This window comes from Absicoccus porci, from assembly GCF_003725415.1.
GTDB classification, from domain to species: Bacteria; Bacillota_I; Bacilli_A; order Erysipelotrichales; family Erysipelotrichaceae; genus Absicoccus; species Absicoccus porci.
On the sequence record NZ_RJQC01000003.1, the window covers coordinates 22,179 to 40,111 of the forward strand.

Consider the following 17,933-nt stretch of genomic DNA (forward strand, 5'->3'; position numbering starts at 1 on the left):
CTATGGCAGAACGAAAATTAGGATTACCAAGTGCGATAGCGACGGGCGTTGGTTTAATTGTTGCGACCAGTTGTTTGATGTCACTTGGTCAAGGAACAAGTGCTTTAGGAACAGGCTTTATCATTGCGATGATCTTAGCTTGTGCCATCAATATTCTAACCGCTTTATCTATGGCTGAATTAAATGCATTGATGCCAAACTTAACCGGTGGATTGGCCCAATATACATTAGCCGGTATGGGACCCTTTGTGACCATCTTGACCATGGTTGGTGGGTATCTGGTTTGTCAGATGATTGCTGGGTCAGTGGAGAGTGCAATGTTTGGCAATGCCATCATCTCCGTCTTTTCAACGAATATTCCAGCTAGTGCATTTTCGATTGGAATGTTGATCGTATTGATCATAACCAATTTACATGGTGTAGATATTTTTGCGAAAGTGCAAAATGTGGTGGCCTATGTATTGATTGGATCCTTAATGATCATGGGATTTATTGGTGCTTCTGGTTTATCGAGTCATCCCATGGTTTCGCAGCCTGCCAATTTAGCCACTTCATCATCAGATATTCTGGGTTACTTAGGATTGGCTTTCTTCTTATTTATTGGTTGTGAGTTCGTTATTCCTATTGCGAAAAATGTTAAAAACGAAAGAAGAAACGTACCGCTTGGGATGGTATTAAGTTTGGTCATCATCTTGGTGATGCAGATCCTGGTTGTTGTGGGCATGACAAAGTATGTGCCCTATGCCCAGTTAGGAAAAAGTGCTGCACCACATATCTTGTATGGCCATGCCTTATTGGGCATGTTGGGTTCTTATTGGATGATCTTAGTTTCGGCCTTGGCTGTTATTAGCACCGTCAATTCAGCCATCAATGCGTTTTCCTTTATGTGTGCAGGTATGGCCAAGATCAATTTGTTGCCCACCTTCTTTTTAAAAACCAATAAACATGGATCGTACTACATTGGGGTGTTGTTGATTGGAATCTTGGAAATATGTGCCAATTTGTTTGGCTTATCGGAAAGTTCTTCTTTGACATTCATGATTTCCGTTGCCATCGTTTTCTGGATGGTTTCTTATATCGTATCCGATATCAATGTCATCATTTTCCGATTTCGATTGCCCAAGGCACCACGTACGTTCAAAGTGCCAGGCGGTATTCTTCTACCCATCATTTCTGCGATTGGGACAACAATGATGATCTGGAATATTGATGGAAATCCAGCTACACGCAATCTAATTTTTGCGATTGATGGTTTGATCTTTGTACTGTTAGCTATTTATTCGGTGATTTGGTGCAAAGTACGTTTTAAAAGACCTTTATTCAAACCATTAGAAATATCTGAAGTCATGGCAATGGAGCATCCGTTGTATTTGGTTGCTCATCGACAAAAACAACAAAAGGAGGAAGAATGATCATGGCGTATCCGAAAATTGATTTCTTATATTTAAATGAAGAAGATATGGTGAAAGCGGGTGTTAAAGATATGGCATCTTGTGTGGAAACCATGGAAGAGATGTTTAAATTATTGAAGATAGGAAACTATCGAATGGGTGGTGCTAATGGAAATTCGCATGGCTGTATGGTCATGTTCCCGGAAAAATCAAAATTTCCTGAAATGCCGGTGGATGGACCGGATCGTCGATTCATGGCAATGCCAGCTTATTTAGGTGGCAAGTTTGATATGGCCGGAATGAAATGGTATGGATCCAATACGGAAAATAAGAAGAAGGGATTGCCTCGTTCCATCTTGACTTTGATCTTAAATGATAAAGATACCGGAGCGCCAAAGGCTTTCATGTCAGCCAATATTTTATCCGCCTATCGAACAGGGGCTGTACCTGGAGTTGGCTTTAAATATTTTGCGAAAGACGATGCCAAAGTGATCGGTATTGTCGGGCCAGGTGTCATGAGCAAGACGGCATTAGCAGCAGCGATGGCGGTGCGTCCAAGTATTCAAACCGTGAAAGTAAAAGGTCGTGGAAAAGCCTCTTTGAATCGATTTGTGCAACATGTCAAAGACACCTATCCAAATGTGGATGTATATCCTGTCGAAACGATCGAAGAAGCAGTTAAAGATGCGGATATTGTTTCGGTTTCCACTTCCACACCAACAACGGGAGATACATCGATTTATCCATATATTGCGGAAGAATGGATCAAACCAGGCGCGGTGATCGAATCCACTGCAGCGTTACGATTTGATGATGATTTTGTGATTCATCGTGCCCGAACGGTGACCGATAATATTAAATTATATGAAGCCTGGGAAGAAGAGATGAAGCCAGATGCCTATAAGACGGTACCGATTCCGGCCGTGCATGTGATGGATCTAATTGCTGAAGGCAAGATGTCACTGGATCAAGTCGATGATCTGGGTGATGTGATATTGGGAAATATTCCTGTACATCGAAAAGAAAGAGAAGTCATCATTTATTCCGTAGGTGGTATGCCCATTGAGGATATCGCTTGGGGAACGATGGTCTATCGAAATGCATTGAAAAAAGGCATTGGTCAAACTTTAAATCTTTGGGATGTACCACAAATGATCTAATGAAAAGCTCGTTCATTCGAGCTTTTTTTGGGCTTGATAAAACCGCTCACGAGCTTCTTTTATCTTGCGTATATGGCTTGTATCGGTTCGACAACATTCATCGATCGCACAAGCCCCAGCTTCCATCCATGTATAGGCAAGTTTGCCAAATGCACGTGATGGATTTCCGGCTTCTGACCATGTTTTCGTAAGCGGATCAAAGGTTTCACCACTATTAGGATAGACGGCAATGGGCAAGGAAGTGTGCTTTTTCATGCGCGTGATCAATTCTTGGATATAGAGAGGATTTGTACAATTGCCACCCATCATTTTTTAAGTGCGGATGGTCTTTTAAAAGAATTTCTACACAGGTTTCAATGGGGGTTCCTTCACAAGTATGGCTACCATCTTTACATGAAAAACTGATCAATAATCTGCCTTCATCGTTTCGGCAATTTCTGCTTCAATCAATGCCTCATGGAGGGAGGGTTCCGTTTCAAACAAAAGCAGGTCTGCATCGCTTTCCCATAATAATTGGGCTCGTTTGGTATGAAAATCGATTCACGTTTCATCGGAAACATCATAGTGACCACGATATTCACTGCCATCGGCCAAATAGGCTCCATACGGACCACAAGCACCTAAACAAAGAGGGACAACAGCGTGGGGATTGGTTTTGAGCCATTCTTGACGCGTTTCCATAAAGAGTTGTACGGCTTGTTGGATGATTCGCTCTGCTTCGGCCATGGAATATCCGGCTTTCATAAGACCAGGGATGGTGGCTTGATAACTGGCGGTGATACCACAATTGGCACCGGCATTCAAATAATCCAGATGAACCTGTTTGATTTTTTCGGGGTGCGTTGCTAAGAGATTGGCCGTCTAAAGTTTGTCGGAAAGATCATAACCCAAGTTTTCCAGGGCAGTGGCCATCGAGCCATCCATGATCAGGATGCCGCCTACAGCTTTTAACGCATCTTGGAGATCGATTCGTTGCATGTGTTTCCCCTTTTATATTTTGTGGATCTTTGATGCATCGACATCATCGATTGTATGTGGTGGTAGAATTTGTGCTGGCAGACCCAACGATAGAATACCTACAAGACGATATGTTTGGGGTGCACCCACTATTTCTTTAACAACTTCTTCGGCATCTTTTCCAAGTGCATTTGTTCGTTTGCGCATTTGGACCCAGCAAGAACCTACCTGTAATGCGGTAGCCATGAGTTGCATATAACTCATCGCAATGGAACAATCTTCGATCCAAACATCAGAAAGGGAGGCATCGGCCATCACGATGATGGCGGCATTGGCATCACCAATAAATGTGCCTGATGGTTTAATCGTACTCAGTTGTTTGAGGATGTCTTTATCTTGGATGACATAGAATTGACACGGTTTTTTATTTCGGCTCGAAGGTGCGAGTAAACCGGCTTGGAGGATTTTTTGTAGGGTGTCTGGATTCATATCTTCCTTTGTGTATTTGCGAATACTGCGACGTTGAAATAATAGTTCTTCAAAATTCATTTCTTTTCCTTTCGAATGGATGCGATGCCATTCATAAATAATTGATTGGTTAATTCGATGAGTGATTCTAAGGGAACCATTTTCTTATCGGCGACCCATCGACGATAAATATTGACCGATCCCAACGCTAAAAAGGTATTGATGATATTTTGTTCCGGTCGTGAATAGTCTTGATAGGGATTATACCGATTGCGATTATGGGAAAGGGTAGCGAGAAAGAGTTTGTCGGCAAAATCCCGATAACTTGGGTCACATACCATTTTTTCTACATACGGTTCCTGATGAGCCATAAAGGTAAAAAAGACACAATTCACTTCAGTAAAGGGAGCATCGGGAGCAATTTGATCAATGGCTTGATAATAGCTTTCAGAAACTTCTTTTAATACATCTTCATATAAGGCTTCCATGGTCGTGTAATGAAGATAAAAGGTTTTGCGATGAATTTGGGCTCGTTCGGATAATTCTTTGACGGTGATCTTGGATGCATCCATTTCCATGACCATTTCTTTGAAGGCATTTTTGATGGCTTTTTGGGTTTTGATGACGCGAAGATCGGGTTTTCTTTGGGGCATGAGACCTCTTTTCTATCCATATTTTTGAATGTGTGGCATAAACACCAGGATCAAAAATCTGGAGATTGTTTTCTTCTATCAAATAAATAATAATAACCTTGCAAGAAATAATCAACACATGGATAGAAACAGGAGGTGGCCATATGGCAAATAAAATTGTACAAACAGCAGGAAGAGATGCTTTGGGTGCATTTGCACCGGAATTTGCGCATTTTAATGATGATGTATTATTTGGTGAAAACTGGAACAATCCGGATATTGATGTGAAAACACGATGCATTATTACGGTGGTTGCGTTAATGGCTCAAGGAATTACGGATAGTTCTTTGAAATATCATATCAAGAATGCGAAAGATCATGGTGTATCACAAAAGGAAATGGCAGCAATCGTCACCCATGTGGCTTTCTATGCTGGTTGGCCAAAAGCATGGGCAGTATTCAATTTAGCGAAAGAAGTATATGGAGAATAATCGGATATCTATTCATATGGGCGATACGATATTATATGCTCGTTTAAATGATACATTGGCTGCAAAGGATTTTAAAAAGCGATTGCCCTTATGTCTGAGTGGAACAGATTCGGGCATGGATTATTGTTGTATGGCAGCCAATGGTATCTATGATCCTTTAGAAACCCAAGATGGTTGGCACAATGGCGATATTAGTCTTTGTGATGGATGGTTTGCGATATTGTATGGTGGACAAGAAATATCTTCTTCGTATCGAAATATGATGATCATTGGTCATTTAGAAGAAGATGCGTTAGAAAAGGTAAAAGCTTTACCGAATAAAGTGAGTTTAAAAATTCAAATGGAGAAAACAAAATGAAAACTTTAAACAAAGAAGAATTTGAAAAGATGAATATATTTGGAACGGGTGAACCTAATGATGGATTTGCACAATATTTTGTCGGAAATTCATTCTTGAATGTATTGGTGGATCCAAAGACATCGCCTTTATTTTTGGCAAATGTCACATTTGAACCCGGATGTCGAAATCATTGGCATATTCATCATGCTTCGAAAGGTGGTGGACAAATTTTAATTTGTACAGCTGGTGAAGGTTGGTACCAAGAAGAAGGCAAGCCTGCTCAATCATTAACACCAGGAACGGTTGTTGTGATTCCAGCGGAAACGAAACATTGGCATGGTGCAAAAAAAGATAGTTGGTTCTCTCATATTTCTTTGGAAGTACCGGGTGAAAATACTTCGAATGAATGGTTAGAACCTGTCGATGCCGATGCTTATGAAGCACTTTAGGAGGAAACATGGAAAACGAAAAATTGAAGTTAACTGAAGAATGGGATAAAACCTTTCCAAAAAGTGATAAAGTCGATCATAAAAAGATCACATTTCATAATCGATATGGCATTACTTTAGCTGCTGATATGTACATTCCTAAAGAAGGAAAGGAACCCTTTGCGGCATTAGCGGTTGCCGGTCCTTTTGGCGCTGTCAAAGAACAAGCTTCTGGTTTGTATGCCCAAATTATGGCCGAACGCGGTTTCTTAACGATTGCGTTTGATCCTTCTTATACGGGTGAAAGTGGTGGACAACCTCGTTATGTTGCTTCACCAGATATCAATACGGAAGATTTTAGTGCGGCTGTTGATTTCTTATCGGTACAAGATAATGTCGATCCAGAAAAGATTGGTATCATTGGTATTTGTGGTTGGGGCGGTATGGCCTTGAATGTCGCTGCTATGGATACACGTATCAAAGCAACCGTGACATCAACGATGTATGATATGAGTCGAGTGACGGCCAATGGTTATTTTGATGCGATGAGTGAAGATGATCGCTATGCCTTAAGAGAACAATTGAATGCGCAACGTACCATTGACTATAAGACAGGCACGTATGCATTGGTAGGTGGCTTACCGGAAGAAGCGGATGAAGATGCACCATTCTTTGTGAAAGATTATGTGGCATATTATAAACATCGTGCCTATCATCCTCGTTCTTTGAATTCCAATGGTGGATGGAATGTAACATCTTCTTTGTCTTTCTTGAATATGCCTATTCATTGTTATGCAAGTGAGATTCGCAATGCGGTCATGGTCATTCATGGAAAAAAAGCACATTCTTGTTACTTTTCACTAGATGCGTTTAAAAAATTGAAAGGCGACAATAAGGAATTGGTGATCATTCCCAATGCTGTACATACGGATTTGTATGACAATTTGGAAGTGATTCCCTTTGATAAAATGGAAGCTTTTTTCCATCAATATTTAAAATAGGCGGAGGGTAGAAGAATCTATCCTAAATCAGAGGAGCAAGAAAAAATATGAATCAAGTTTTGATTGTTTATTATTCATGGTCCAATTGCAATACGAAACGAATGCGACCTTAGCAACCATTGATACCATTCAACCCTACACAGAATCTTATCAAGATGTGGTAGATTAAGGAAAACGAGAAGTGAATCAAGGATATATGCCACCTATTCAAACGGTGGCAAGGCAAAATATTCATTCTGTTTATAACCCATGCAGGCTGTCCTGAACATGTAATCAAAGATATGAAGAAGGAGTGTAAACAAGCAATCAACTATCAATGGAAATTTACTTTGATGCCAATGGGGGGTGATCATTAGGAAACGGATATCGATGAAATCAATCAATGGATTGAAAAAATCATTGCATAAATATGTTGGCAAGATTTCTGAATAGAAATTTGCCGATTTTTTTTGTAAGCATGAAAAAGATACATTACACTGGAAATGACATAAATATATCAAATACATGAAGAAGTCGTTAAAAGCGATAAAACATAAAAGAAAGGTCATGAAATGGTACATAAAGTTATTAAAAATGCTTTGTGAACGAAACGTCTGATTGCACGCATAATTGAATGGAACATGGATGATTTGTATAATTATATGTATTTAAATGGAAAAGAGGAATGGAAGCATGGCAGATTGGAATGCGCAACAATATAAAAAATTTGAAAGAGAACGGACCCAGCCATCTATTGATTTGATTCATCGTATAGACGGTAAACCAAATTCTATTTTAGATATTGGATGTGGTCCAGGAAACAGTACATATCAATTAAAAAAGTATTTTCCAAAAGCGCATCTTCTGGGTATTGATCAATCGCAAGATATGTTAGCGAAGGCCAAGATGACGTATCCTGATCTTTCTTTTCAGGAAGCTAATATTCCAAATGATCTAGGATCATTGGATTCGTATGATTTGATTTTTTCGAATGCTTGGTTACATTGGATTCCGGATCATTCTACTTTATTGCCAAAATTGATCAATCAATTAAATGACCATGGTGTCTTAGCTGTACAAATGCCAATGGTACAAACAGCTATTTTTTATCGCTGTTTAAATGAAGTATTAACCAGAGAAAAATGGAATAGATTAAGGAATATACATAATTTTCATAATCTCTCACCGAATGAAACATTTGATATTTTAATGCCAATTTCAAATGTGACTATGTGGGAAACAACATATTATCATGTATTAGAAAATCATGACGCAATTATTGAATGGTATAAAGGAAGTGGATTGCGGCCTTATTTGAATTTATTATCAGAAACGAAAAAGGAAGAGTTTATTTCAGATGTAATGCGTATTCTTCAAAAAGAAATACCCATACAAAAAAATGGTTCAGTTTTATTAAAAATGCCAAGATTATTTTTTATTGCGAGAAAATAGCACAATCAATGGAATGAATGATTGCCTGTTGTAGGATATTGGTAATGTGATGCCCTGCAATGGGTTTTTTTGTATGGGCATAAAGTGATTGATAGATGGAATCTTACAATGTTCATTTTTTTCTTTTTTCCAATATCCTAATAAAATATAAGGAAAGACGGAGATAGCATAAAATGTTTTTGTAAACGTTAGAAGTTCCGTTTGCATAAAAAAAGGAAGTCAATCCTTGTAGAAATAATTGTGACCAAACAAATTCAAAAGGAGACTTCCCATGTCTAATTTTAACACAGAACTCTACAAAGCTTTATCCTCAGCTTCATCAATTGATGAAATTGTTCGTTCAGAAATTGAATCCTGTGTCAATTTTCTTCTGAAAACAGAACTAACCAGCTTTCTTGATTATGAACCTTATGACACGGCTGGATAAAATAAATGGCTACTATGCTCGTACGAATACGACCCGCTATGGCGATATCGAGGTTCAGGTACCAAGAGATCGTAACGGTGAATTCAAGCAGCAGACCATCCGACCTTATAAACGAAATACAGATGATCTGGAAACGACGATCCTACAAGCTTTATTCCAAAGGAATCACCACTTCGGAAATCAGTGATCTGATCGAGAAAATGTATGGGCATGCCTATACACCGGCAACGATTTCAAATATGACGAAAGCGGTATATCAATGTAAAACATCAGAAGAAGCTAATAAGGCATTGGCTGATTTTATTGAGACATACAAAGATAGATATCCAAATCGAAGGTTTGAACAAGCAATTGAAACGGAAGATCAAACAGAAAGAACAGTTTCCCAATGAAGCATCATTGGAACGTTTTGTATGAACCTACTTCATGGAATATAACCAACAATTTTCCAATCGTATACATCGTGGATTCAATAAAGTTCAAAAGGAACTGGTTGATATGTTTGGTCAACGATACAAATAACAGCACGCATTATTCTGCAGGGAGGACTGTTTACACAAAATTATTTGAACTATCAAGGCGGATTGCATTTTACAAAAATGGATATTAAAAAGAGATTAAATGAAAATAATAATTCACATCTTATTATATGATGCTAGAATTATAGTATCTAATAAGCCATAAAATTAGTTTTATCGATTGATGCTTATTTTAAGAGAGAAGGAGAGGACTATGAAATCAAAATGGCAGGATATTGCACGACGATTTGCGAGTTTTGTGATTTGTTTTGGTATGGTCTTTAGTAATCTGCAAGTTTCTGCGATTGCTCAAGATACAACACCTACCAATGTGGTTACGGAAGATGCAAATGGTGAAGCAACGAATGAACAGACACCAGTTACAACGGATCAAAACATTACGGAGAATGTATCGAGTGAAAACAGTACTGAAAATGTAACAGCAGAAAAAGATGCATCCGAAAAAACGGATGAAACTACTACGGAAACTGAAGATAAAGAAAAAGAAGATACAAAAACGACGTATGATTATGAAGATGGCTCGGTAAAGGTAACGGCCACATTATCGGATGTTTCTGCCATTCCCGATGATGCAGAGTTTGTTGTTACACCAGTAACAAAAGGTTCAGGCACTTATAATTATCAAGCGTATATGGATGCTTTGAATGCGAATACACAAGAAGACTATTCGGAGAAGAATACGTTATTATATGATATCGCATTCTATCATGTGGATGGAAACCAAAAAAGAGTGGAAGTACAGCCAGCAGATGGCTCGGTAACGATCAATGTATCGTTTAAGAATGCACAATTAGCCGATGACATCAAAGCAAAAGAGGATGCGGATGTCCAAGTAAAACATTTGCCATTAATTCCATCGATCAAGTCAAGTGTGGATTCAACAGCACAAGCAACTGCAATTGGTGCAGGTGATGTGCAAGTAGAAGATGTTGCCGCCAATGCTTCGGTTCGTAATGAAGCCTTAACTTTTAGTCTAAATAGCTTTAGTGTTGTTGCTGTAACAAAAACTGGAGAAACCTTAGATCCGGTTGCTGCCAATGGTTTTAATTTAGAAACCGTATTGGGGGAAGGAAACAATTATGGCGTGATTGCCAATACCTATTCTCAAGATGGTGATACGGAAACAAACCTAATGGTAGGAAGTTATGCATCAAATGCGTTTGATACAGGTGCATCTGCTAACTATGCCAATGCGGGTGGTGATGATTACATCGGTAGTATTGTTTCTGGAACACCATTGCGTTTCAAACTGCCACCAGATCATATTTATTTAGGAGATGATGCATGGGCAAGTTATGAAAAAAATAACGATATTTTTGCGAAAGATCATCTGGATCCAAAAACAGAAATCGTTCATCAGCCAATGGATGTAGGCGGTATCATTAATACCATAGGCAGTAATGTAAGTAGCACCTTACCATCCAATATTCCAACCATCAAGGAAACGGTTGGTAATGACGGTGTTGCCGTTGATATCACAAATAAAGGTCCTGGTACCTATGTACTTCAATTTGATGATTCTTCCTTTTCTAGAAATGGAAATCAAGGATTCAATATCAAAAAGAATGCAGATCAAAATATCATCATTTATTGTACAAGTACGTCTTTGGAAATAGACGATTATCAAATCAACGGGGTTCAAATGGTCAATTATGTTGCGGATACAAACCCTAGTGCAGATGGTATCATCAATTCAGTCATTTTCTATGGACCAAATGCAACATCTGTTAAAATTGGTAGTAGTAATAGTACAGCCGGTGTATTCATTTTTCCAAATGCAACCATAACAAAAGATAAAACTTGTGCAGGAATCTTGGTTGCCAATTCGTATAATTCCAAAGGCGGTGAATGGCATTATCATAATCACCATTTAGTGTCTCCAACCAATCGGCCGAAGACAAAAACAAGTGTATCTGTCAAGAAAGAATGGAACGATTCCAACAACAAAGATGGTAAACGCCCGGATAGCGTTACTGTCCATCTATTTGCGGATGGTGAAGATACAAACAAGACAGTTGAATTGAATGCAGACAATAATTGGAATGGATCCTTTACCGATCTTGATAGTAAAAAGAGTGGTAAAGCCATTACCTATACTGTACAAGAAGACAAGGTAGATGGATATGATACTTCAATCAGTGGTGATGCCAAATCTGGATTTGTATTGACGAATAGTCATAAGACGGAAACAGTAAATATCAGTGGTACGAAGACATGGGCTGACAATGACAACCAAGATGGTGCAAGACCAGACAGTATCACGATCCGATTGATGGCTGATGGCAAAGAAATCCAAAAACAAGAAGTCAAAGCAGATAAAGATGGCAACTGGACATATGCATTTAATGACTTGCCTAAATATGCGAATGGTCAAGAAATCACATATACTGTCAGTGAAGATGCAGTTAAGAATTACNCAATGACAACCAAGATGGTGCAAGACCAGACAGTATCACGATCCGATTGATGGCTGATGGCAAAGAAATCCAAAAACAAGAAGTCAAAGCAGATAAAGATGGCAACTGGACATATGCATTTAATGACTTGCCTAAATATGCGAATGGTCAAGAAATCACATATACTGTCAGTGAAGATGCAGTTAAGAATTACACGACCACCCAAAAGGGTAATGATTTCACAAATACGCATAAAGTTGGTAAGACCAGCGTAAGTGTCAAGAAGATCTGGAAAGATAATAATAACCAAGATGGTATCCGACCAGAAAAGATTACTGTAGAGTTATTAGCAAATGGTGAAAAGACCGACAAGACATTGACTCTGGATGAAAAGAACAACTGGAGTGGATCGTTTACGAATCTAGATGCCAAGAAGAAGGGCAAAGCCATTGCGTACAGTGTTGCGGAAGTATCTGTTCCAAAGGGATATACATCCGAAATCAGTGGCAATGCGACTGAAGGATATATCATCAACAATACGCATAAGACGGAAACGGTAGATATCAGCGGTACGAAGACCTGGAAAGATAACGACAACCAGGATGGCAAACGTCCAGATAAGATCACCGTTACTTTGATGGCTAACGGAGAAGATGTGCAATCCAAAGAAATAGCTGGGGACTGGACATATGCATTTAATAACTTGCCAAAATATGACAACGGCAAAGAAATAAAATATACCATTAAAGAAGATAAAGTAGCTGGATATACTTCAGAAGTCAAAGGCTATGATCTGATCAATACACATAAGATTGAGAAAACAAGTGTATCTGTCAAGAAAGAATGGGATGATACAAAGAACCAGGATGGTAAACGACCAACAGAAGTTACCGTACATCTTTATGCAGATGGTAAAGATACTGGCAAGACTGTTACATTAAGTGCAAAGAATGACTGGAAAGCAAGCTTCAATGATTTGGATGTCAATAAAGATGGCAAAGCCATTGAATACACAGTCAAAGAAGATGAAGTCAAAGATTATGAAACATCGACAAGTGGCGATGCCAAATCTGGATTTGTATTGACGAATAGTCATAAGACGGAAACAGTAAATATCAGTGGTACGAAGACATGGGCCGATAATGACAACCAAGATGGTGCAAGACCAGACAGTATCACGATCCGATTGATGGCTGATGGCAAAGAAATCCAAAAACAAGAAGTCAAAGCAGATAAAGATGGCAACTGGACATATGCATTTAATGACTTGCCTAAATATGCGAATGGTCAAGAAATCACATATACAGTCAGTGAAGATGCAGTTAAGGATTACACGACCACCCAAAAGGGTAATGATTTCACAAATACGCATAAAGTTGGTAAGACCAGCGTAAGTGTCAAGAAGATCTGGAAAGATAGTAATAACCAAGATGGTATCCGACCAGAAAAGATTACTGTAGAGTTATTAGCAAATGGTGAAAAGACCGACAAGACATTGACGCTGGATGAAAAGAACAACTGGAGTGGATCATTTACGGATCTAGATGCCAAGAAGAAGGGTAAAGATATCCAATACAGTATTGCCGAAGTATCGGTTCCAAAAGGATACAAATCTATCATTACAGGAGATGCAATCAAGGGTTATATCGTTACCAATACACATACGACTCATAGAACAACAACGGGTAAGAAAACAAATCATACGAGCGGTACAAATACAGGAATGGAAACCAATGTACGATTCTATTCATTATCAACTATTGTTTCCTTACTTGCGATTGCATTCTTTAGAAGAAGATTTGTGAAATAAAACTAGATCAAGACTGGGCAACTCCCAGTCTTTTTCGATATAATGAAAACGGAGGAGTGGCCTATGATTAAACCCATCGAAAGAAATATACTTGTTTTAAAACAAAAAGCGAAACCTGCTACAAAAGAAGATATTTCCATTGCGCGTGATTTAATTGATACTTTACAAGCGCATAGTGAGGAATGTGTAGGTATGGCAGCCAATATGATTGGTATTCCCAAAGCCATTATTGTTGTGAATGTGGGGCCTTTTCTTATGGCTATGTTCAATCCAAAAATTATTAAGAAAACATCTCCTTTTGAAGCAGAGGAAGGATGTTTATCTTTAGATGGGGTTCGTAAAACCACGCGCTATCAAACGATTGAAGTAGAGTATCAAGATTTTTCTTTTCATAAAAAGAGACAAGTATTTCATGGATGGACCGCTCAAATTATTCAGCATGAAATCGATCATTTGGATGGCATTTTGATTTGATTTCCATCTTCTCATTGAATATCCATGGCTTCCTTGGTAAAATAGTTTGGTAAAAGGTAAAGGTGAGTAAGTATGGCAATTGAAGCTGGAGATTTTAAAACAGGATTAACAGTTATGGTAGATGGCGATCCTTGGCAAGTATTAGATTTTATGCATGTAAAGCCAGGTAAAGGAGCTGCCATTTTAAAAACAAAGATGAAGAACTTAAAAACGGGTTCTACGCAAGAAAGAAATTTCAACGCGAATACAAAATTCGAAGCAGCAATCATTGAGAAAAAAGAAGCCCAATATTCTTATGAATCGGGTGGTGTTTATTATTTCATGGATAATGAAACATACGATATGTATGAATTGGATGAAGCACAAGTTGGTTTCAATAAGAACTTCCTAACAGAAGGAATGAATGTTGGTTTGGTTTTCTTTGAAGGGGAATGCTTAACAATTTCACTTCCTGGAAAAGTAGAAGTGACCATCGTGGAAACAACACCAGCCATCAAAGGGGCTCCATCTACACAATCAAAAGATGCTGTGACCGATACGGGATTAACGATTCGTGTTCCTCAATTTATTGCACAAGGCGAAAAAGTTTTGGTCAACACCGAAGATGGAAAGTATGCAGGAAGAGCTTAGTCATAAGCTCTTTTTTTCAATATGAATCAGGTTGTATTAATTACCGGATCAGCCAAAGGAATCGGAAAAGCCATTGCGTTTGAATTGGCTCAAGCTGGATATGCGATTGTGATTAATTATCGCTCTTCAAAACAAGAGGCTCTAGCTGTACAAAACCAAATACAAGATATGTATTCTGTACCATGTTTATGTATACAAGCCGATGTATCCAAAGAAGCAGAAGTTGATCAAATGGTTTCTTTGATTGATGAAAAACTAGGCGGAGTCGATATTCTTATTAATAATGCAGGGATTGATTTATCCAATCTCTTTCATTTAAAGACAGCCGATGAATTCCGTAAAACATTGGATGTCAATGTAGTGGGTGCATATAATTGTGCCAAACGCGTTTATCCACATATGTTAAAACAAGAATATGGACGAATCATTAATATTTCTTCTACCAATGGTATGAATACCTACTATCCAATGAGTTTTGATTATGATACATCCAAAGCCGCATTGAATGCACTAACCCATGATCTAGCCGTGCAATTTGCACCCTATGTACATGTGAATGCGATTGCACCTGGATTTATTGGTACAGAAAGCGAATTAGAAGGCTATGATGAAGACTTTCTGCGATCCGAATGTGAAAAGATCCTGGTGAAACGCTATGGAAAACCAGAAGAAGTAGCGCATCTTGTCAAGTTTCTAATCAGTGATCAAGCCGATTATATCAATAATTCCATTCTTCGTATCGATGGCGGACAAATGGGAAGCATATAAAAACCAGTGAATTATTTTTTTTCACTGGCTTTTTCAATATTGGTCAATGCGAGCAAGATCGATAATTTACCATATTCAAACGATAGACCACCTTGCATATATAAAGTATAAGGAGGAACAACAGGTGCATCGGCACTTAATTCAATGGTTGATCCATTGGTGAAACTACCGCTTGCCATGACCTCATCAAAGGGATATCCAGCCATCGGTGCTGGCATGATCCGTACATACGAATCGATTGGAGAAGCCGATTGGATGCCTTGCGTAAATTGTACTAGGTTATCCACACTACCTAATTCTACGGTTTGAATGATGTCGGTCCGCTTTTCTTTCCATGTTGGCGATACATTTTTATATCCTAATTTTTCTAACATATAGGCAGCAAAGACTTGGGTTTTTAACGCATTGCGAACAGCTGTTGGTGCCATGAAAATGCCTTTGAAGAATGCGTTGTTTTGATTGAAGTTGGCCCCTAGATTCTTACCAATACCAGGCGCTGTTAATCGATCGGCAACCATTTGAATCAAATCTTTTCTTCCCGCAATGTAGCCCCCACTTGAAGCTACACCACCACCAAGATTCTTCATTAAGGAACCTACGACAACATCTGCACCAACATGACCAGGCTCTAGGGTTTCCACTAATTCTCCATAGCAATTATCCACCATGATAATAACATCCGTATTCACTTTTCGAATGGCTTGGATTACATGCGCTATTTGATCAATAGATAAAGAAAGACGCGAAGAATAGCCACGAGAACGTTGGATTTCTACCAATTTCACATCTTGTTTCTGTAAACGTTTGACGATCTTTGCCTCATCGAATTGATTAGCCACTAAATCAATTTGTTCATATTTGACCCCATACGCCTTTAATGATTGAGTCGAATTTCCAATTAATCCAACCATCTCTTGTAACGAATCATATGGCTTTCCCGATAGGGAAATCATAGTATCTCCATGTTTTAATAAAGCCGAAAATGTTAAGTATAGGGCATTGGTACCACTCATGATCTGTGGACGAACTAAACTATCTTCACAACCTAATACGCTCGCAAAGATGCGTTCTAATTTATTTCTTCCTTCATCAAATTCGCCATATCCATTCATTTCCGCAAAATCTGTATAGGATACATTATTTTCAATAAATGCCGATAAGACGCGATCCGAATTCTTTAAACAGACTTCATCGATTTGTGCATATATATCTTTACAATCCATATCGGCTTGTTTCCCAAGTTCCAGTAATTTTGTCTCAATTTGATTAATAATCATAGATTTCTCCTTTTCGTGCTTATCTATTATGGACTAAACACCATAAAAATTCGAGCAGTTTTTAGAGAATGCTTTATAATACAAACAAAGGATGTGAAAAAATGGAAGAAAGACTACAAAAGCAATTGGCATTTGCGTTAGAAATTGATAAAGAAAAAAATATTTTTCGACAAACCCATTTAACCCATCATGGACGTCGTGAAAACGATGCTGAACATGCTTGGCACATGGCTATCATGGCCTATATCTTACAAGAATATGCGAATGAGCCTGTTGATATTGGCAAAGTCATGATCATGAGTTTGATTCATGACATTGTGGAAATTGATGCAGGTGATACCTATGCGTATGATCAAGCAGGAATAGCTACACAAAAAGCACGCGAAGACGCCGCTAAAGAACGTATTTATTCGTTATTGCCAGATGACCAAAAAAACGAAATGATAGCCTTATTTGATGAATTTGAAGCCAATGAAACGGCCGAAGCTCGATTTGCGCATGCGATGGATAATCTCCAACCTTTATTGTTGAATAATAGCAATGATGGTGGCGATTGGAAAGAACATCATGTGCATGCCAGTCAAGTCTATGGTAGACAAGTAAAAACCAAGATGGGATCGGAAACACTGTATGCGGTGGTTGATGACATTTTGCAGGAAAATATTAAAAAGGGAAATTTGATCAAGGATTAAAAAAATATGCATCTGCATATTTTTTTAGTTGGGATAGATCTTTTCGAATAGCCAGTGCGTAAACGGTGCCGCCGCAAACATGTTCCAGAAAAAAGCCATGGGAAAGTTTTTTAAAACCGTACCTACCCAAATAGCAGGTAAGTTATAGATGGCTTGATGGGCTAAGATCACATTGAATAGGATCGAAGCAACCATGCTCATGCTTGGACACATAATGGCTACGGTTCCAACTTGACGCATCAATCGACAAAAATAAGGATTATCCTTTTGTGGATCCACAACTTTTTGGGCAAAGTTGGCACCAAAGCGATTTCCCCATAAATTGGAAATGATAAAGACAAAGACGCCCATATAAAGGGCTTCCAATAATGCTTGTAGAAAAACATGATTTGTCATGGTACTAAAACCACCAAGACGTAAAGAAAATCCATCTTTGATGGCGGTATTGTAAACTTCCATACCATAAGCCATGGCATAGGACATGATCAAACCAAAAATGATTCCTTGTTTCTTTGTTTTTGGCATACGATTCTCCCTCCTTAAAATAAAAAAAGGCAACATGGAGATGTCTACCAACATCCATGCTACCCGCAGGATCAAACTATTTTTCTGTCCGAGTTG

15 protein-coding genes and 5 pseudogenes are annotated in these 17,933 nt (G+C 38.5%); 15 read left to right on the forward strand and 5 right to left on the reverse strand.

Annotated elements, in window-relative coordinates:
- Window positions 1-2 precede the first annotated feature (2 nt).
- Together EDX97_RS08100 and EDX97_RS08105 are read left to right on the forward strand one after the other, a co-directional pair.
- Window positions 3-1,412, forward strand: a complete 1,410-nt coding sequence (locus EDX97_RS08100) for an APC family permease (RefSeq protein ID WP_128520678.1) — start codon at window positions 3-5, stop codon at window positions 1,410-1,412.
- 2 nt (window positions 1,413-1,414) lie between these two features.
- A complete protein-coding gene (locus EDX97_RS08105) occupies window positions 1,415-2,551 on the forward strand; it encodes a tyramine oxidase subunit B (RefSeq protein WP_128520679.1) in 1,137 nt (378 codons plus the stop codon).
- Between the two features lie 12 nt (window positions 2,552-2,563).
- Here EDX97_RS08105 and mmuM read toward each other — a convergent pair.
- From mmuM to EDX97_RS08120, 3 genes and pseudogenes are all read right to left on the reverse strand, one after another.
- A pseudogene (mmuM, locus tag EDX97_RS12160) lies at window positions 2,564-3,394 on the reverse strand (homocysteine S-methyltransferase); the annotation flags it as partial.
- A 147-nt stretch (window positions 3,395-3,541) separates the two neighbouring features.
- Window positions 3,542-4,057, reverse strand: a complete 516-nt coding sequence (locus EDX97_RS08115; protein WP_128520680.1) for a nitroreductase family protein — start codon at window positions 4,055-4,057, stop codon at window positions 3,542-3,544.
- Window positions 4,054-4,629, reverse strand: coding sequence for a TetR/AcrR family transcriptional regulator (locus EDX97_RS08120; RefSeq protein WP_128520681.1), 576 nt, complete (start codon window positions 4,627-4,629; stop codon window positions 4,054-4,056). The genes EDX97_RS08115 and EDX97_RS08120 overlap by 4 nt, the downstream gene beginning before the upstream one ends.
- A 143-nt stretch (window positions 4,630-4,772) precedes the next feature.
- Between EDX97_RS08120 and EDX97_RS08125 the strand changes: the two are divergent.
- The 12 genes and pseudogenes from EDX97_RS08125 to EDX97_RS08175 all read left to right on the forward strand — a co-directional run.
- Window positions 4,773-5,090 (forward strand): annotated as a pseudogene (locus EDX97_RS08125) (carboxymuconolactone decarboxylase family protein); the annotation flags it as partial.
- A gap of 25 nt (window positions 5,091-5,115) precedes the next feature.
- Window positions 5,116-5,457: a cyclophilin-like fold protein gene (locus EDX97_RS08130; RefSeq protein ID WP_277633521.1), complete on the forward strand. Its 342-nt coding sequence runs from the start codon at window positions 5,116-5,118 to the stop codon at window positions 5,455-5,457.
- Between the two features lie 26 nt (window positions 5,458-5,483).
- A pseudogene (locus EDX97_RS08135) lies at window positions 5,484-5,888 on the forward strand (cupin domain-containing protein); the annotation flags it as partial.
- Window positions 5,889-5,896: 8 nt separating this feature from the next.
- Window positions 5,897-6,868 (forward strand): alpha/beta hydrolase, encoded by a 972-nt coding sequence (locus EDX97_RS08140; RefSeq protein ID WP_128520685.1) that lies wholly within the window; start codon window positions 5,897-5,899, stop codon window positions 6,866-6,868.
- Between the two features lie 672 nt (window positions 6,869-7,540).
- Entirely contained in the window at window positions 7,541-8,299 is a 759-nt protein-coding gene (locus tag EDX97_RS08145; protein ID WP_128520686.1) for a methyltransferase domain-containing protein, read from the forward strand.
- A 271-nt stretch (window positions 8,300-8,570) separates the two neighbouring features.
- A pseudogene (locus EDX97_RS08150) lies at window positions 8,571-9,248 on the forward strand (transposase).
- A 210-nt stretch (window positions 9,249-9,458) separates the two neighbouring features.
- Window positions 9,459-11,681, forward strand: a 2,223-nt coding sequence (locus tag EDX97_RS08155; RefSeq protein ID WP_221175923.1) for a Cna B-type domain-containing protein, incomplete at its 3' end; no start/stop codon positions are given.
- 14 nt (window positions 11,682-11,695) lie between these two features.
- Window positions 11,696-12,190 (forward strand): annotated as a pseudogene (locus tag EDX97_RS12295) (Cna B-type domain-containing protein); the annotation flags it as partial.
- A gap of 33 nt (window positions 12,191-12,223) precedes the next feature.
- Window positions 12,224-13,471, forward strand: a complete 1,248-nt coding sequence (locus tag EDX97_RS12265; RefSeq protein WP_478209482.1) for a Cna B-type domain-containing protein — start codon at window positions 12,224-12,226, stop codon at window positions 13,469-13,471.
- Window positions 13,472-13,534: 63 nt separating this feature from the next.
- Complete coding sequence (locus EDX97_RS08165) at window positions 13,535-13,945, forward strand: peptide deformylase (RefSeq protein WP_128520689.1); 411 nt, start codon at window positions 13,535-13,537, stop codon at window positions 13,943-13,945.
- 72 nt (window positions 13,946-14,017) lie between these two features.
- Complete coding sequence (efp, locus tag EDX97_RS08170) at window positions 14,018-14,575, forward strand: elongation factor P (RefSeq protein WP_128520690.1); 558 nt, start codon at window positions 14,018-14,020, stop codon at window positions 14,573-14,575.
- Window positions 14,576-14,596: 21 nt separating this feature from the next.
- Window positions 14,597-15,343: an SDR family NAD(P)-dependent oxidoreductase gene (locus EDX97_RS08175; protein WP_128520691.1), complete on the forward strand. Its 747-nt coding sequence runs from the start codon at window positions 14,597-14,599 to the stop codon at window positions 15,341-15,343.
- An 11-nt stretch (window positions 15,344-15,354) separates the two neighbouring features.
- Here the strand turns inward: EDX97_RS08175 and EDX97_RS08180 are convergent, their stop codons facing one another.
- On the reverse strand, window positions 15,355-16,620 hold the full coding sequence (locus tag EDX97_RS08180; RefSeq protein ID WP_128520692.1) for a methionine gamma-lyase family protein: 1,266 nt from the start codon (window positions 16,618-16,620) through the stop codon (window positions 15,355-15,357).
- Window positions 16,621-16,721: 101 nt separating this feature from the next.
- On the opposite strand from EDX97_RS08180, the gene EDX97_RS08185 reads away from it, so the two are divergent.
- Window positions 16,722-17,312, forward strand: coding sequence for an HD domain-containing protein (locus EDX97_RS08185; RefSeq protein ID WP_128520693.1), 591 nt, complete (start codon window positions 16,722-16,724; stop codon window positions 17,310-17,312).
- Window positions 17,313-17,336: 24 nt separating this feature from the next.
- Here the strand turns inward: EDX97_RS08185 and EDX97_RS08190 are convergent, their stop codons facing one another.
- Window positions 17,337-17,837 (reverse strand): DUF2798 domain-containing protein, encoded by a 501-nt coding sequence (locus EDX97_RS08190; RefSeq protein WP_128520694.1) that lies wholly within the window; start codon window positions 17,835-17,837, stop codon window positions 17,337-17,339.
- Window positions 17,838-17,933: the final 96 nt, after the last annotated feature.

Bases quoted from the DNA above. Each gene is read 5' to 3' on its own strand.
- EDX97_RS08100 (WP_128520678.1), top strand. From the start codon at position 3: ATGGCAGAACGAAAATTAGGATTACCAAGTGCGATAGCGACGGGCGTT.
- EDX97_RS08180 (WP_128520692.1), bottom strand. From the start codon at position 16,620: ATGATTATTAATCAAATTGAGACAAAATTACTGGAACTTGGGAAACAA.
- EDX97_RS08190 (WP_128520694.1), bottom strand. From the start codon at position 17,837: ATGCCAAAAACAAAGAAACAAGGAATCATTTTTGGTTTGATCATGTCC.
- efp (WP_128520690.1), top strand. From the start codon at position 14,018: ATGGCAATTGAAGCTGGAGATTTTAAAACAGGATTAACAGTTATGGTA.
- EDX97_RS08145 (WP_128520686.1), top strand. From the start codon at position 7,541: ATGGCAGATTGGAATGCGCAACAATATAAAAAATTTGAAAGAGAACGG.
- EDX97_RS08130 (WP_277633521.1), top strand. From the start codon at position 5,116: ATGGGCGATACGATATTATATGCTCGTTTAAATGATACATTGGCTGCA.
- EDX97_RS08105 (WP_128520679.1), top strand. From the start codon at position 1,415: ATGGCGTATCCGAAAATTGATTTCTTATATTTAAATGAAGAAGATATG.
- EDX97_RS08165 (WP_128520689.1), top strand. From the start codon at position 13,535: ATGATTAAACCCATCGAAAGAAATATACTTGTTTTAAAACAAAAAGCG.
- EDX97_RS08140 (WP_128520685.1), top strand. From the start codon at position 5,897: ATGGAAAACGAAAAATTGAAGTTAACTGAAGAATGGGATAAAACCTTT.
- EDX97_RS08175 (WP_128520691.1), top strand. From the start codon at position 14,597: ATGAATCAGGTTGTATTAATTACCGGATCAGCCAAAGGAATCGGAAAA.
- EDX97_RS08185 (WP_128520693.1), top strand. From the start codon at position 16,722: ATGGAAGAAAGACTACAAAAGCAATTGGCATTTGCGTTAGAAATTGAT.
- EDX97_RS08115 (WP_128520680.1), bottom strand. From the start codon at position 4,057: ATGAATTTTGAAGAACTATTATTTCAACGTCGCAGTATTCGCAAATAC.
- EDX97_RS08120 (WP_128520681.1), bottom strand. From the start codon at position 4,629: ATGCCCCAAAGAAAACCCGATCTTCGCGTCATCAAAACCCAAAAAGCC.